This is a genomic window from Parabacteroides chongii (genome assembly GCF_029581355.1).
Classification (GTDB): domain Bacteria; phylum Bacteroidota; class Bacteroidia; order Bacteroidales; family Tannerellaceae; genus Parabacteroides; species Parabacteroides chongii.
Genome location: NZ_CP120849.1, coordinates 5,517,639 through 5,533,743, shown reverse-complemented (window position 1 = coordinate 5,533,743; position 16,105 = coordinate 5,517,639). Strand labels below are relative to the sequence as shown.

The following is a 16,105-nucleotide window of genomic DNA, read 5'->3' as shown; positions in this document are numbered from 1 at the left end:
TTTGAAGATTGATAACCTAACCAATCTTTTAAGATACATCCTTCGTTATAAAATTTATCTATTATTTAAATTATAAAATGTGAACTCAAAGTTATATATGAGTTCACATTTTATGATTTAAATATTGTATTAATTTGTAGCTTCTAAATTCATACCTAACTCAAAAGCTGTAGTTCCAGGCCAATATTCAGTTATCATATTTATGAATAATGCCATAGCCTGCATTTCCTGAGGTATTTTCCCCGCAGCAATTAAAGCTTTCCATATTTCTGACAAATCCGATGTAGCTTCACCAGCAACCTCATGCGAGGAGAAGAATGGATCAAATGATTTTTTATCAAGATACATATAGGTGCGACTATTCTCTACTTTTACACTCATAGGAATACCATCTTTAACCCAGTTTAATAAAGTTGCAAAAGATGCATCTGATATATTAGATAAGTCTATGCCGGCCATTGAGCTTAGCATACCTTTTATAACCGCAGGATCCCCATTAAGGAGTTCGTTAATAATATCACCGAGACCTTCAGCTTCTGATCCTAATGCTTGAGATAGAATTGTTGAAATGTTCAGTTTGACATATAACTGATCATTTTTGACAAACCAATAAGCCAAATGTTTAGGAGCTGTTTGCCATCCACTGGCAGGTATTAAAGCTTTAACAGTACTTTCATTAGGTGCATTTCCTGTAACAAAAAAGCTCATAATCCAACTTTGTTCGAATTGAACTTTTGGTTTTTGCATGAATTCTGCAGTAATATTTCCATCGGTTTCAAGTGTTACTGTATTCAATACTTGTGGTAGAAGAATTCCTCCTGCAATTTTAAAGATTGGAACGAGTACATTTACATAACTCTCTTCTGCTTCCCAATTAGCATACAGAGCACAATTCGTAGGAACAATCATAGGCATTCCTTCATAGTTATACTCTCCAGTTTCATATTCGGATAAACGATATGTCTTAGCCCATCCATTCGGATCATTCATAACCACAGTCAGTTTCAACGTCATGACTTCGTCCTTTACAGAACCGGTATATTCTACGTTTGCATTGGTTGTCGTTGCAGTTCCGGAGAATTCACCTTTAGTAACAGTGATATTAGAAATTGTCGTTTCGTTTTCACCGGGGATTACATTCTTTAAAAGAAGGCTTCCGTTTGCTCCGCTTGTTGCAGAGAATTTCACTTCTTTTCCTGTCAAAGTCGTTTCACCGTATGAGAATGCCAGCTTGTCTCCGCTGTAATCGCCAACTACCTGTTCCCAGCTGTTGTCAACTTCTTCTTTTTTCTCATCATCGTCATCGCTACATGCTGTAAATAGACTGAAAGAACAAATCAGTGTAAGTAAATACAGTAATTTTTTGCTCATAATAAAGTAATTTAATTAATAAAAAATTAGGCTCATTTGAACCAGGACAAATTAACGGCTTTCTTCGTTAACTGGCAATTGCTATTTTAAAGAATGAATGTTCTGTATTTAAGAATTAAGCTTAATTACTCTTCAATGATCACACGGAATCCCACATTGAACGGACGTTGCCACGGATAGTAGGGCTTACGGACGGACGAAGTGGAATACTTCGGACGTTCGCGCCAGGAGCCGCCGCGTACAACTTTCTGTTCAGCTTTCATAGGGTCTGCTTTTTCTTTAAGCGGATAAGGCACATAATCGGAGCGGGTCCATTCTGCCACATTGCCATTCATGTCATATAATCCCCAGGGATTCGGTTTCATGGATGCCACGTTTGCCGAGATCAGATGATGATCGTTTACGCTCAGCTCTTTGGGTAAGAAATCCCAAAACTTACGCATTGGATCGTTCGGACGCATCGGTTTGGGGTTTACACCTGTAACGGCGAGATCCACGGTGGTACTGTCTGCCAGGTTTTCATACGGACCGAAGTCTGCCTGATGGTCCCCGAACCAGAAATCACCGGCCGATCCGGCGCGGGCAGCCCATTCCCATTGTGTTTCGGTAGGGAGGGTGATGTTGCACTGATTCTTTTCGCTCAACTGTTTACAGAAGTCATTTGCTTCATCCCAGCTGATACGGATTACCGGCTGCTTGGGAAGATTAGCGGCATAGCCGGGAGTGGTATGATCTTTCCAGGTCTGCCCGATGAAACGACTGTCGTGTTCGGGGAACAGTGCGCAGAACTGCTCGTTCGTGATCTCTGTCGTGCTCATCCAGAATCCTTTCCGGAGCTGTGCCTTGAAAGCAGGGGAGGCCGACGGTTCGTTGTTGTCACCCATGGCAAACGTACCGGCAGGTATCCATACCATGTCGAGCGTGATACCAGGGGCTACAGTCAGCTTGCGAGGAGCTTTGTTGTCTGCCTGCTGTTTCTGCACGGCTTCTTCCCGGTTGAAGGGGAAACCTTTGACCTTGACTGTTTTTACTTTCTTCTTGGCTTTCGAAGGAGCGCTACCGTCGGATGAAGTGGCAGCGGTAGTACCATCGACTTCGTTATTTTCCCGGTTTTTCAGCCAGGCGGCATAGTCCTTGATTTCCTGCTGCCAGTCCACACGTACACCGCTGTATTTCTCTGCCAGCTCCATACGACGTTCTATCTGGTTTTGAGGAGCTTCCTTTTTTAAGTTCAGTTGGCTGAAAGCCCCGAAATAAGGCGCATTCAGGTCGATCCAGGTATATAAGGTCTGCATATCCTGTTCGGGTACTTTTACACCGTGATGTCCTGCTTGCAGGATACGAATCAATTCGCTGTTGTTGGCATAATATTCATAAGGGCGGAGTACGTAGATGTCCGATTCCGGTCCCTGACGATAGACGTATGGATGCAGATTCAGATAACTTTGGTCGTAATGACGTTCGAGTTTGGTCAGGACACCTCGTTTGTAGGTGACCATCTGATCTTTGCGGAAGTCCGGCTGGGCTACTGTTCCGTTATGGCAGGATACACAGTTACGGTCCAGCACCGGCTGCACTTCCAGGCGGAAAGTGAAAGGACGAATGCCTCCTTCGGGTGATTTCAACGCATGGGGATTGATTGTCGAAGCGGTCGTGCGTTTGGGCATAGCGATTGTGTTCTGGTCTTCGTGGCAACCCGTACAGGAAACGATTTCGCCGGGCATACCTGTCAGCCAGCTTCTCATCCACTGGACGGCGGCTCCGTTTTTATCCAGCGGCTGGATAGAAACAGGTGTGTTGGCCGGTATCTTGAACATGACGGAACCGTCTTCTTCGACCGGAACCGTACCGAGGATACGTTTGATATCCCATCCACTCTGGATACCTTGTGCATCGTGGTCGGATGGGGCGAGGATATAGGCATATTCATAGGCAAAGATACGGAGCGATTTGATCGTTCCTCGAGGCACTCCCTGTGTTCCTTCCCCTTCATAAATATCCTGAATGAATACGGTAGCCTCTTTCTCTCCCGGTTTGATCTTGGACGGGATGACAGGGGGCGTTTCCGTTTTCTTCAGAGGGATAGGAGCGGTGAGACCTTCGCCTTCCTGTTCGGTTATGAGGGTCAGGTTATCGAATATGTCTACCAGGTAGATTCCCCAAAGTGCATCGGGGGCAGGTTTGCAGGCTACCAGGAAGTATTTTTCGTTTAGCGGATACGGTTTCATAAACTGGGGCCAAACGCCTTCTACGAGCTCGTCTTTGATGATCGGGACAATCGGACGTTTGCTGAAAGGCAGTTCCTGTATCATCCCTTTTTCTTCTTTGCGGCTCTTGGCCGGATCGAAGATGATTAGTCGTCCTGAACGTGAAGTCCCGTGATGACCGGAGATGATACCGATAAAACGGCTGTTGTATTTGGAGAGCGGTTTCATATCGAACGTACTGTTCGGGAAATAAGAACCACTGCCGTATAGGGCTTTATTTTCTGTACCGTCCGGATTCATATGCATCACGATACGGGAGAAGTAATGTGTGAGGTCCGTGTATTCCCAGCGAGTGTACATCAGGCGGCCGTTGGGAATGACGATCGGTGCCCAGTTGCCATCCTGGTCGAATGTTAACCGGCGTATGTTTTTCGTTTCCGGATCATAAGAGATGAGGTTGGCGACTACGTCATCTCCATGCACACAGGGAACACCGTTGTAACCGATATTGCAGGTAGCGACCACTTTGCCGTCCGGCAGGTAGTTAGCATCACAAAATTCCAGGTCCGGCTCATCGACCGTTATCTTTTGGTGGAGTCCGCTTCCATCCGTGTTCATTTCATATATCTGCCATTTCCGGTTTTCGTCGAGCGAAGAAAAGAGCAGGCGATCGGCATCCCAATGTAGCTGGATGTCAGAAATGGGAACATCCGCAGTCGGTTTATAGAGTATCTTGCTTTGAATTTCTCCACGTAGATTGGAGAGATGGCAGATTTCGGCATCATATCCTTTGCGTCTGTTGGAGAAAAGGGAGTTATAGTTGGCTGTGGATGTACCGAGCGACGGTCCCATGGCCTTGCGTGCTTTATCGCCTAGATGGTAACGGGCTATCAACAAGTTATCGATATCCAGCAGGGGATTAGCCAGGATGATTTCCCGTTTGAGGGCGAGCAGTTTTTCTGCTTCGTTAATTGTTTGCAGGCTTGTGTCTTTTGCAAGATACTGATTTACCCAGGGCAATAAAGATTCCAGCTCTTCCAGTTTTTGATAGAGTCGGGGAGCCTGGTCACCCAATGACGATTTTGAGTCATCCAAATAAGCACGGATAGCTTTGGGATTTACCCAATCCACTTGCTCCTGCAGGCGATTTATTTGTATTTGACGCAACGAGTCGGCATCGTTGCCAAATACATTTCCGAATGAAAAGAAAGATAATGCAATAGAGACTAAACAGGTTTTATATCTCATGTCATGATATCGTTTAAAGTTATCTAATACTACAAAGGTATGAGTTAATAGAGAATGAAGAATGGTAATTTTGTATCAAAAGCGATCATTATTATCTCCGGACCTTATGAAACAGGAGAATTTCCATATGATTAATTCAAAAAGAAAAGGAATCATTCTATAATAAAATGATTCCTTTTTCAGTAGGTATCTGATTAATTATCTATTTTCCCAACCTTTGTTCTGAACTAGATTCGGGTTCATAATTAATTCTTCTTTTGGGATAGGCCAATAGTAACGGTAGTCATCCCAGGGTAATGTTCCTTTGATCGTATTTTGATACGGACTCTTTGGATAGCAAATCAGGAAACCTTCGTCATCAACGAATACGGTTTTGTTTAATTCAACCTGTTGTGCTTTTTCCGGTTTTTCTGTATGTGTTCCATCATACAAATCCTGAACTGTCAGGAAGTGCATACCACGCAAGGGAACAGTTAGTAGATTTCCTGCTTTCCAGCGCATCAAGTCTTCGTAACGACGGTTTTCAATAGCCATTTCAATACGACGTTCACGGCGGATTTCACGCAATAAAGGAGAAACAGTGTAGTCTAGTTTGTCTGCATAAATTTTATCTAAACGAGGGTCTGCCGGTTCCTGGCCAACGGTTAATTTGGCTGTCGGATACTTTTCGAAATCAAATCCGGCACGTTCGCGCAAAGCATTGATTGTTAAATCAACGTCAGACTGGCTCAATGTCCCATTTAGTTCATATTTAGCTTCTGCATAGATAAGCAGCAATTCAGCATAGCGAAACTCGATAGCTGCCTGTATACCCTGTGTAGTACGGTCTTCTTCCACCTTGTCGCCCATCCAGTGTTTAATAATGCGATAGCCAGTTACGGTAGAGCCGGATGAGTTGTAGTTCAAGTCGGGATATTTGATACCATTTGCTTCTTTGTCGACAACACCACCTTCGTAGACTGTCACATGTTCGCCGGGGCGACATACTGTTTGTGTCAGACGTGGGTCACGGTTTTCCAATTCAGTCCATTTGCCATAGCCCAGGAAGTTCGGATTCTTTTCATAATTGCCATCACTGCCTCCTGTGTAGATAGGGCGACCGTCGATACAAAGATATTCATCAATTAACCCACGGGTTGCTCCCATTGACTGGCGGTTTGAGTTATTCTGATTGAAATAACGCTGAGCTGCATGACCTACTTTGTTTTCCAAATAATTACGTGCAAGAACTACTTCCGGATTATTAGACAGGTCAGTTGTTGCAAACATCTTCCAGTATGTTTCTTCTCCATTTTTATACAGAGAATATTTACCAATTAAAGACTCGCTGGCTTTAACTGCCTCTTCCAGCCATTTGTTAGCAGTTTCCTGCAAACCTGCTTCCGTATGATATTTGCGGAATGTACCTTCAAACAAGCAGATACGTGCTTTCAGGAAATTAGCTTGGTCTTTGTTGAGACGTTCGTCTTCCTGTGCATCCTTTTCCGGTAGCCATTCGACAGCTTTGTTGATACACATTAATACGGAATCCATTACTTCTGCACGAGGTGTACGTGCATCATACAATTCTTCCGAATCGACATTTAAGTCGCGTGTCAACCAAGGTACATCACCGAAATAGAGTACTTTCTGATAATAATCCCATGCTTTGAAGAAATAGGCCTCTGCTGCATAGGCGTTTTTCTTTTCTTGGCTAATCTCGGCTCTGTCGTAACGGTTTAGGAAGAAGTTTACTTTGCGAAGATTCCACCAATACCATCCGTTGTCGGCAGAAGCTCCGGTCGGAACAATCAGTTCACCAGCTAGGCTTCTGGCTTCGTTGCCTGTCTTCACACAGTTGTCAGAATAGACATCACCATACATTAAAGGACTTCCTACAATATTCAGTACGGGAGTTTTGCTATCTGACCAGCCGCTGCCATGTCCAATGATGTAAAGAGGATAAAGACTGTTCAGCATTAGTTTTAAATCTGTCTCTGTCTTCCAAAAACTTTCATCTGTAAGCTGGTCTTGCGGATAACGTTCCATGAAGTCATCGTTACAGCTCGGCAGTAATACCGATGCCATTCCAAGAGCCAGCATATATTTCTTAAAATTGAATTTCATAATTGAATCTCTTTAATAGTTGTGTTTTAAATGTACTTATTAGAAACCTACTTGCAGGCCAAATGCTACAGAACGCATCATTGGGTAAGCAGATGAAATCTGGTCTGGGTCATACAAATCAGGAATCTGTGTGATTTCAAACAGGTTGTATCCTGACAGGCTTAGACGTACTGTTCCCAATTTTGCTTTGCTGGTCCATTCTCTTGGCAATGTGTAGCCTAATGCTAATGTTTTCAAGCGGAGGTAAGCTCCGTTAAACAGATAACCTGTTTGAGCAACACTTGAAATACGTCCTGCATACATCGGATATTTTGCATCGGTGCGTTCCGGTGTCCATGAGTTATTATACATTTCCCAGTTACCGGCTGTACCTGAACCACCCCAGAATACGTTATCGCTGATCCAAACGTCTTTCTTTGCAATTCCCTGAAAGAAAATATTCAGGTCGAAATTTTTCCATGAAATATTACCGGTGATGCCATATTGGAAGCGAGGAGTAGAGTTACCGATCACTTTCTTATCTCCATGATTCTCGATTGTATTGTCACCTTTTGAAATTTTTCCGTCACCGTCTAGGTCTGCATAACGGATGTCACCGGGGTAATGGTTAGCTAGAATTTCAGTTTGATCCGGTCCGTTCAGGATATATTTGCCGTTTTCATCAATAGTAAAATCGTTTTCTTGTAAGATACCAACAGTTTCATATCCCCAGATTTCACCCATTTTCATACCATCATATAAAGTATCCAGTAAGCCATTGGGGTTACCTGTGAATTTAACGACTTTGGATTGATAGTCAGATAAAACTAATCCGATATCATAACGAATACCATTGCTTAACTGGTCTTTCCATTTTAAACTCAATTCCCAACCGTTTGTTTTTAATTCTCCGGAGTTACGTTTAGGAACGGAGGCTCCCAGAACTGCCGGAAGTTTTGTTCCACTCATTAAAATGTCGGTTGTACGGCGTGTATACCAGTCGAATGTAGCATCCAAACGACCATTTAATACCGTAAAGTCAACGCCAAAGTCTAATGTGCTAGCCGTTTCCCATGTCAAGTCGTTGGCAATGATTGCTGTAGGGCTCATACCCATCAATTGAGAACCGTTCATTACCCATGAGATATAATCGGCTGCACCGTAACTGGCAATATAAGCATAGTTTGCAACATCCTGGTTTCCTAATGAACCCCAGGAACCACGAATTTTTAAATTGTCTAACCAGCTACGTGTATCTTTCATAAATTTTTCTTCCGAAAGTCTCCAACCTGCAGAAAAAGATGGGAAGAACTGGAAACGGGAGTTTTTTCCGAAACGAGAAGTTCCGTCGTAACGTCCGCTGAATTCAAATAAATAACGTCCGTCATAATTATAGTTAGCACGGACAAAAGCTCCACGAATAGCCCAATGTTCGAAATTGTCACCAGTATATTGTGCACCGTTAGTCATACCTAAAGTCGGCATGTCGTTAGAGATAACATCCTCGGCTTCTCCCCACGTTTTACGGAATTGGTACCATTCCTGGTTGAAACCTGCTACTGCCGAAACATTGTGTTTTGCAAATGCTTTGTTGAAATTTGCATAAGCATTGATTGTATAGTAATCAGAGTGACGAGCTTCTTCTCTTACGCTGGAAGGATTTGTATGTGTGTTTACTGTACCTCCCCAAGAATCAACCACATAATTGCGGACAGGAATAAATCGTTTCTGGAAGTATTCTGTCGGGCGGTAAGATAATTCTGCCTTTACATTAAATTCAGGACAGAAAGTGATGGTTGGAGTAATGTTGAATACAGTGCTGGTATTTTTAGTCTGTTGTGTAGCACCATACGCCAGCCAACCTAGGATATTATCTGTATATGTGTTTGGTATTGGGTCGTTAGGGCCTGTCATGATCGGCATATTCAAGTTACGTCCGGGTTCATTTTTCATGGCAGACCATACAGAACCTTTCTGAGGGTTCATGTAAGGTTCGTTATAATTGCTGGAGTTGAATGAAATTTTAGATGCGATACTAAACCAGTTCGTGATGTCTGTATTCAGGTTCATATTGATATTATAACGATTCTGGATATCTGTATTGATTTTATACATACCTTCCTGACGCTGGTAACCCATAGATATGTAGTAGCGGGTTTTTGCAGATCCTCCACTGATAGAGATATTATGACGCTGCAGAGGTGTCCAGTCTTTTACTCCTACTTCATACGGATTCATATTGGCAACCCATGTCATTGCTGTTGTACTGCCTTCATTGTAAATCCAGGTATTTTCAGGTGTTGGATTTTCCATGTATTTTTTCTTGGCAGCTAACAGGGTTTCCATCCATGGAGTAACTGTGCCTCCCGTCATTTCGGTCTGCTTATTAGATGCTAACTGGTGTGTGTAAGAATCCAAAATGTCAGGAATACGGGATGGTGTGTTCCATTGCAGGTTCATATTGTATGTAACCGTTGCTTTCGCTTCATTTTTACCAGATTTAGTAGTGATCAACATGACACCATAAGTCGCACGTGCACCGTAAATAGCAGAAGCAGAAGCATCTTTTAATACGGATATGTTTTCAATATCGCTAGGGTTCATCATGTTTAAATAATCAGCATCTACCTGGATACCATCGACTATGATCAACGGACTACCGTTCTTGACTTCCCATTCATTCGTTTTGTTTTCCTTTAAACCGATAGATGTTCCACCACGTACGTTAAAAGAAGGAGTAGCATTCGGTGACGCATTCGTAGCCGACACATTTAAATTAGGAACAACGCCCTGCAATGCCTGACCGACATTGGCAACCGGTTTGTTTTCCAGCACTTCGGCACCGACAGAAGCAACGGCACCTGTCAGGTTTACTTTCTTTTGTGTACCGAAGCCGACTACAACCACTTCTTCGAGTGCCTGAGAGTCTTCTTTTAATGTAACGTTAATAACCTTATTCCCTTTAACAGCGATTGTTTGGGTTTGGTATCCCATATAGGAGAAAACCAATTCGCTGTTTGCGGGCACAGAAGAAATCATGAAATTACCGTCTATGTCGGTAATGTTCCCGATTGTGGTCCCTTTTACCTGGATAGAGACACCGATCAGCGCCTCGCCCTTCTCATCTTTTACATTACCTGACACAGAAATGTCTTGTGCCATTAATTGGTGGGCGAAAAGAAAAATTCCCATCAACATTGTTAAAAACTTGTTTCTCATATAAATTATAATAAATGGTTAACACTTATTGATTGACCTGCTGCAAAAGTGATGAGAAATCAAGGCGAAAAAAGTCTATTTCGTTTCAAAAAAGGTTAGATTTGTCTCTAAACGGTGGGTTTGAGACTATTTTTGCTTGTTAATAAAGAATATTCGTTTTTTAATCTTTTAAATTATTGACATTTCTGTACTCCTTGGGCGACATGCCGTAGACGGATTTGAAGCAGGAAGCGAAGTAACCGCTACTGCTGAAAGCCACCTTTTCGAGGATTTCGGAGATGCTTAAATTGGTTTCACGCAGCATTTGGGCAGCCGCTTCCAGACGAAGATGCTTGATCATTTCGGCAGGGGAGAGGGCAGTCAGTGTCTTTGCCTTCCGGTAGAAGTTGGCGCGGCTCATACCGATTTCTTTGCAGATCATGTCGACGTCGAGGTCCGGATTGGAGAAATTTGCTTTGATGATAGCGGTGTATTGTTTCAGGAACTCTTCGTCCTGGTGGGTCGTTTTGACGCCCAGTTCATTCAGATTCAGTTTTTTCTCGTATTTCTGCTGTATCCGTTTTCGTGAGGTTAGCAGGTTTTTTATGCGGGTTTGCAGCAAGGCGATGTCGAACGGCTTTATGATGTAGTCGTCTGCTCCGGCCTTGTATCCTTCCGTTATTTGAGAAGGCATCGTTTTGGCAGTCAGCAGAATGACTGGGATATGAGATAATTGGGCTTTTTGCTTGATTTGGGTACATAGTTCCAATCCATCCATTTCCGGCATCATGATATCACTGATAATCAAATCCGGAATTTTCAAAGCTATTTGTTCCAATGCTTCTTTTCCGTTCCCGGCTTTTAATATGTTGTATTCATTCTCAAATTGTTGTTCGAGATATTCCAATACATCTTTATTATCTTCTACGAACAGCAGGGTTTGTGTGATGGTTGTATTCCTTTTTTTATCGTTCGGAATGAACTCTTGGATATTAATAGGAATAGTAGGTTCTGTTTGTTTTACCGGAGCACTGACTGGTTTCTCCGATACAGGAAGTAGTACATGTATTCGGGTTCCGGATTGAGGCATTGTCTCCGCCCATATAATGCCATTATGCTGTTCTACGATAAATCGTGACAAACTTAAACCGATACCGGAACCTGCAACCTGATGATGCAGATCCTGAGAAGACCGGTAGAAAGGCTGGAATATTTTTTCAAGCTCTTCTTGCGATATACCTTGCCCATTATCAGAAACTTGTATGTGTAGATAGTAATCTTCGATGAGTTGTTGATTTTGCCTAAGTTTCACACGAACTACGCACTCCTTTAACACTTATTATTAATCCACTGGAAGATCTTTTAAGCCATAGTGCGTTCTCTACGGAGGTAAAAAACTCCTTGCAACTGATGCGCAGAAATACGCAGCGACTGCTCTTACTTGTTAATAATCTGATGGATGTGCAAAAATATGATGCACATAAAATGGTGTTGCAAAAAACAAAATTCAATCTGTCTGAATTTGTGAAAGAATTATATGATTCCTTTATATCTGTTGCTAACCATCGACACATCACATTTACCCAAAAGAATGCTATTCCTGATGGTTTTTGTGTCTATTATGATAGGCAAGAGATTGAAAAAGTGATGTTTAACCTATTATCCAATGCTTTTAAGTTCACCCCTGAACAAGGTGTGATCGAAATGAAATTATCGATATTATCCAAAGAAAGTGACGTAGTTCGTGTGAGAAGTTGGTAAATAATCTCATACGTTCCTCGTGTAATTCCTTCATTTTATCCTGTTCAAGCTGTTTAAAACGGATATTACTTTCCAGTTCATGACGTACCTTTTGATGGTATACAAACTTCCATATAATAGTGCATATCACTGTGATATACAATAGATAAGCCCACCACGTTTTATATAAAGGAGGTAATACTGTAATGCTTAAAGAAGTTTCCTGCGGGTTCCAGTATCCTTCGTTGTTTGCCACCTTTACTTTGAAATTGTAACTGCCTGGAGCTAAATTACTATAATAAGCTACTCTTCGCCCCTTTACATAGTTCCACTCATTTTCTACCCCTTCCATTTTGTAAGCATATTGATTTTGTGAGGGTGAAATAAAGTCTGGAGCAGTATATCCGATAGAAATATTGGTTTCGTCAGCCTTTAACCGGATCGATTTGTTATTCCCAAATTCTACCGGAAAATTATTAATAGACAAGGTGGTTAGATAGACGGGAGGTATATATGTGTTTTTGTTCATTTGAATGGGGTTAAAACACAATATCCCTTTATTCCCGGGGAAATAGAGTGTTCCTTTGCTATCACAGGTTCCTGCCTGTCGGGTAAACTCCAAAACCTGTTGGCTGGTATTGTGGACAGAGATGAAATGATCCGTCTCTGGTTTGTAATAATATAGACTATTTCCGGATAAAGCCCATATGGTTTGATCTTTACCCTGTATCATCGTGTAGATATAGCCATCAGTTATACCATTGTCATCCGCATAATGTTTGAGCAAATTCATCTCCCGATCAAACCGATATATGCCGCTGCCGAAAAATGAGACCCATATATTCTGCAAGGAATCAGTCAGGATTGTACTGATGGCACCGGGTTTCGAATTTTCAGGCAGGTTTAGTTCCAGGGAAGAGATGGTTTTGAGTGTTCCCTGTTTCATGTCGTACCTGTAAAGTTCCTGTTTAAGCGTTCCCATGATAAAAATATCCGGTTCTATTTCTTTTAATGCGGAGACGAAGAAGAATTTCCTGGTTTCTCCGTTTATTGGGAACTGGTTGATTTCTTTGTTTTTATCAATTAAAACCAATCCGGAACTGGAATTAGTTGGAATCCATAATCTACCTTTATTGTCATATAATAGCGTATAGATATCACCGCGGTTATAATCATAAAGCAATCGGTAATCTTTTCTTTTCTTAGAAAACAGATAAACAGAACCGGCATTGGTTGCACAAATAATGCTGTCGCCTTTGATCAGCAGCGATTTGAATATGTTGGAACTGTAATTGCTTTTATACGGTGACTTTTTGGGATAAAACTGTTGGCTCTGTGTCTCCGGATTATAACAGAACAAACCGGCTCCTTCTGTGGCGAACCAAATATTGCCGTTTTCATCTTCTTGTCCCATTCCTAATAATCCGGTAAAAGCATTAGGGGTAATTTGATAGAATTGTTTCCGGGCAGGACTGTAATAATTTAGCCCTTTCCAGGTTCCCACCCATAAAGCTCCGGTATTGTCTTTAAGAAGGCTGTGTACGGAATAATAACTCAATGCACCGGGTTCTTCCGGATTGAATTTATAAGGAGTCACCTGGAGTGTTTTCAGATCGAGACGGTTCAATCCGGCAAAAGTGCCGAGTAATAATGTGCCGGACTCTTCTTCCACTATTGTTCGGACTACGTTGCTGCTCAGAGCTGAATTAGCCGTATTCAAATGAACAAATTTGTTATTAGCCTTATCCAAATAGCATATTCCCGATGTCTCGGAAAGTATCCATAACCGATTGTTGCTATCAGTAAATAATCCGCAAATACTCCCTTTAATAAGGGAAGACGGATCGTCCGGATCGTGTTTATAATAATGTATAACTTCTTTTTGTTTGTTTAGTACGACAAGTCCGGATTGAGAACTGGCTACATACAGATTGCCTTCTTCATCTTCCTGCATGGCTTTTATATTGGGAGCGATAGGAGTGGAGGTCAACCAATCTTTATAGACAAGTGAATCACCTTGTTCATCGTATTGGTAAAGATACTTTTCTCCGGCAAGTAGGAATTCCCCGTTTTTACTCAGCAGACAGCAGTGCATGAAACGGGTTTCTTTCACATAATATCGTTTGATTGTCTCTGTTTGATGCGTTATTTTGTGAACACCGTTATCTGTAATGACCCAGATATTCTTATTCCTGTCTTCGGCAATGTCTTGTATATTATTATCTGTTAAAGAACAGGAATCAGCTGGATTATTTTTGAAAACTTTAAATTCGTATCCGTCATACCGGTGTAAACCTCCCTGGGTTCCTACCCATAAATATCCGTCTGTGTCCTGGTATATCTTTCCAACAGACCCTTGTGTCAATCCGTCTTCAATCCCAATCTGCGAAAAAAAATAGGGAGATGTACTCTGACTATAACCTGAAAGGGATAGTAGAGAGAGTAGACTTATTAATGCTATTTGTACGTGCTTTATCATAGCTTATTGAAGATTAAGGATGAATCGTTGTAGAATTTTGATGTTGTTGCAAAGATATGTGATTTTTTGTTTATTCTTCGTCTATTCCATTGAATTTCCTGTTGAAATCGCGTAACCTCATAAACCTGGCTTTCGTTTTTAGGTTGTTTTTTTGAAAAAAATCCCCTGCCAGCGTATGAATGACAGGGGATAACTGGAGTTTATTTATCAGATAGCGTATAAAATAAGGAGAGTGAATCTTCTTTTAGAGAGACATGTATCCGGTAATCTCCAAAAGTATAAACAGCATTCAATATTTCTCCGTCTACTTCGATCTCTTCTCCTGAAGCATTGGCTTCCTGTAAAGAAACTTGTTCTAAAAGGTTGGCTGCCCAGTAACGGTGAGCAGGTAACAGACGTTCGTAAGATGTACAGACATTGTTCTTCATATTGAACAAATAAGAAACTTCGAACAAACGGCCTAATTCATCTTCTTCCCGGCAAGTCATGGCGAAGAGTGTATCGGTCTGCCGGGTGTTTTCGATACGTTCTTTGTTATCCATCGTATATTGGAGGATCTCCTTATCTGTTTTTTTTAGCCATGTTTGTGAGAAAGCAGCCTGGCTGCCTAACAGCAGCAACAGGCCTATCATTAATCTATTCCACATAAAATTCAGCATTTAACGGGGTTGACTTGGAAGAGTTTCCGGCAAACAGGAAGAACTTTCCAGGTTCTACAATAAATTCATTTTTGTCGTTATACATACCGTAAGCACGACGGTTTACTTTGAAAGTGACTGTCTTTTCTTCACCCGGTTCCAAAGTAACGCGTTCGAAACCGCATAGTTCTTTTTCAAAACGGGAAATGGAAGATGTTTCATCATTCAAATAAAGCTGAACCACTTCGTCCCCTTTTATGGCTCCTGTATTTTTTACTTTGCAGGTTACGGTCAGGGTATCGCCATCTGTGATCCGGGTTGTTGCCGGTTGGAGGTCGCTGATTTCAAAAGTAGTATAACTCAGTCCGTAACCGAATGGATAAAGTTCACCATCTACACGGGCGAAACCTTTACCGGTAGCATTCGGCTTGAAAGGGAAAGCCCAGGGGATTTGTCCGACTGACTTAGGGAAGGTTGTCGATAGTTTACCTCCGGGATTGTAGTCGCCGAATAATACTTCGGCTACGGCTTGTCCGGAAAATTCTCCCGGATACCAGGCTTCCACAATGGCAGGCAGGTTGGCGTTTTCCCAGTTCAGGGTAACCGGACGTCCGTTGAAGAGAACCAGTACGACGGGAGTTCCGGTTGCCTGTACAGCACGTACCAGTTCTTTTTGTCTACCTGACAAATCCAGGTTGACACGACTTCTGGATTCACCGATCGTACGGAAGTCATCGCCTACGTAAATGATGGCTACTTCTGCTTTTTTAGCTATTTCTACCGCTTCGTCGATTTTTTCTTTTTCTTTATCGCTCAGTTCGAAGAACATTACATCACTTTGTGGGAAATTCTTGTCTCTGACATTACATCCTTTGGCATACATCAGGTTTACGTTGTCTCCCAATAAGTTCTTTAATCCCTGCAAACCTGTTATTACATTCGGGTTGTGTGAACCGTAACGGGATGTAAGTGATTTCACTTCGTCGGCTTGCGGGCCGATCACTGCAATATTCTTGATGTTTTTCGATAAAGGAAGCGTATTGTTCTCGTTTTTCAGGAGAACGATCGACTCGCGGGCAGCACGAAGAGATACTTCCCGGTTCTTATCACTGTTTACCACTTTATCGGCCAGTTTGGTG

Annotated in this window: 9 protein-coding genes; 1 reads left to right on the top strand and 8 read right to left on the bottom strand. The window is 42.1% G+C overall.

From position 1 onward, the window contains the following. Positions 1–129: 129 nt before the first annotated feature. The 5 genes from P3L47_RS21240 to P3L47_RS21220 form a co-directional block, all read right to left on the bottom strand. The gene (locus P3L47_RS21240) at positions 130–1,371 is read right to left on the bottom strand and encodes a DUF4925 domain-containing protein (RefSeq protein ID WP_277782042.1); all 1,242 of its coding nucleotides are present in this window, start codon (positions 1,369–1,371) and stop codon (positions 130–132) included. Positions 1,372–1,496: 125 nt separating this feature from the next. Next, the gene (locus tag P3L47_RS21235; protein WP_277782041.1) at positions 1,497–4,826 is read right to left on the bottom strand and encodes an SUMF1/EgtB/PvdO family nonheme iron enzyme; all 3,330 of its coding nucleotides are present in this window, start codon (positions 4,824–4,826) and stop codon (positions 1,497–1,499) included. Positions 4,827–5,024: 198 nt separating this feature from the next. Further along, positions 5,025–6,932: a RagB/SusD family nutrient uptake outer membrane protein gene (locus P3L47_RS21230; protein ID WP_277782040.1), complete on the bottom strand. Its 1,908-nt coding sequence runs from the start codon at positions 6,930–6,932 to the stop codon at positions 5,025–5,027. Between the two features lie 39 nt (positions 6,933–6,971). Further along, positions 6,972–10,130 carry a SusC/RagA family TonB-linked outer membrane protein gene (locus P3L47_RS21225; protein WP_277782039.1) on the bottom strand — a complete coding sequence of 1,053 codons (3,159 nt, stop codon included), beginning with the start codon at positions 10,128–10,130 and terminating at the stop codon, positions 6,972–6,974. 160 nt (positions 10,131–10,290) lie between these two features. After that, positions 10,291–11,421 carry a response regulator gene (locus P3L47_RS21220; RefSeq protein ID WP_277782038.1) on the bottom strand — a complete coding sequence of 377 codons (1,131 nt, stop codon included), beginning with the start codon at positions 11,419–11,421 and terminating at the stop codon, positions 10,291–10,293. Positions 11,422–11,447: 26 nt separating this feature from the next. On the opposite strand from P3L47_RS21220, the gene P3L47_RS21215 reads away from it, so the two are divergent. Next, positions 11,448–11,870, top strand: coding sequence for a sensor histidine kinase (locus tag P3L47_RS21215; RefSeq protein ID WP_345799083.1), 423 nt, complete (start codon positions 11,448–11,450; stop codon positions 11,868–11,870). Here P3L47_RS21215 and P3L47_RS21210 read toward each other — a convergent pair. From P3L47_RS21210 to P3L47_RS21200, 3 genes are all read right to left on the bottom strand, one after another. Further along, positions 11,788–14,328 carry a ligand-binding sensor domain-containing protein gene (locus P3L47_RS21210; RefSeq protein WP_277782037.1) on the bottom strand — a complete coding sequence of 847 codons (2,541 nt, stop codon included), beginning with the start codon at positions 14,326–14,328 and terminating at the stop codon, positions 11,788–11,790. The two genes, P3L47_RS21215 and P3L47_RS21210, sit on opposite strands and share 83 nt — an antisense overlap. Before the next feature lie 200 nt (positions 14,329–14,528). Then, complete coding sequence (locus tag P3L47_RS21205) at positions 14,529–14,975, bottom strand: hypothetical protein (RefSeq protein ID WP_277782036.1); 447 nt, start codon at positions 14,973–14,975, stop codon at positions 14,529–14,531. After that, positions 14,965–16,086 (bottom strand): glycoside hydrolase family 3 C-terminal domain-containing protein, encoded by a 1,122-nt coding sequence (locus P3L47_RS21200; protein WP_277782035.1) that lies wholly within the window; start codon positions 16,084–16,086, stop codon positions 14,965–14,967. Before P3L47_RS21200 ends, P3L47_RS21205 begins: the two co-directional genes overlap by 11 nt. Between the last annotated feature and the right edge of the window lie 19 nt (positions 16,087–16,105).

What these genes read in the sequence shown, in the direction of transcription:
- P3L47_RS21230 (WP_277782040.1), bottom strand. Translation starts at nt 6,932, where the DNA reads ATGAAATTCAATTTTAAGAAATATATGCTGGCTCTTGGAATGGCATCG.
- P3L47_RS21225 (WP_277782039.1), bottom strand. Translation starts at nt 10,130, where the DNA reads ATGAGAAACAAGTTTTTAACAATGTTGATGGGAATTTTTCTTTTCGCC.
- P3L47_RS21205 (WP_277782036.1), bottom strand. Translation starts at nt 14,975, where the DNA reads ATGTGGAATAGATTAATGATAGGCCTGTTGCTGCTGTTAGGCAGCCAG.
- P3L47_RS21235 (WP_277782041.1), bottom strand. Translation starts at nt 4,826, where the DNA reads ATGAGATATAAAACCTGTTTAGTCTCTATTGCATTATCTTTCTTTTCA.
- P3L47_RS21240 (WP_277782042.1), bottom strand. Translation starts at nt 1,371, where the DNA reads ATGAGCAAAAAATTACTGTATTTACTTACACTGATTTGTTCTTTCAGT.
- P3L47_RS21210 (WP_277782037.1), bottom strand. Translation starts at nt 14,328, where the DNA reads ATGATAAAGCACGTACAAATAGCATTAATAAGTCTACTCTCTCTACTA.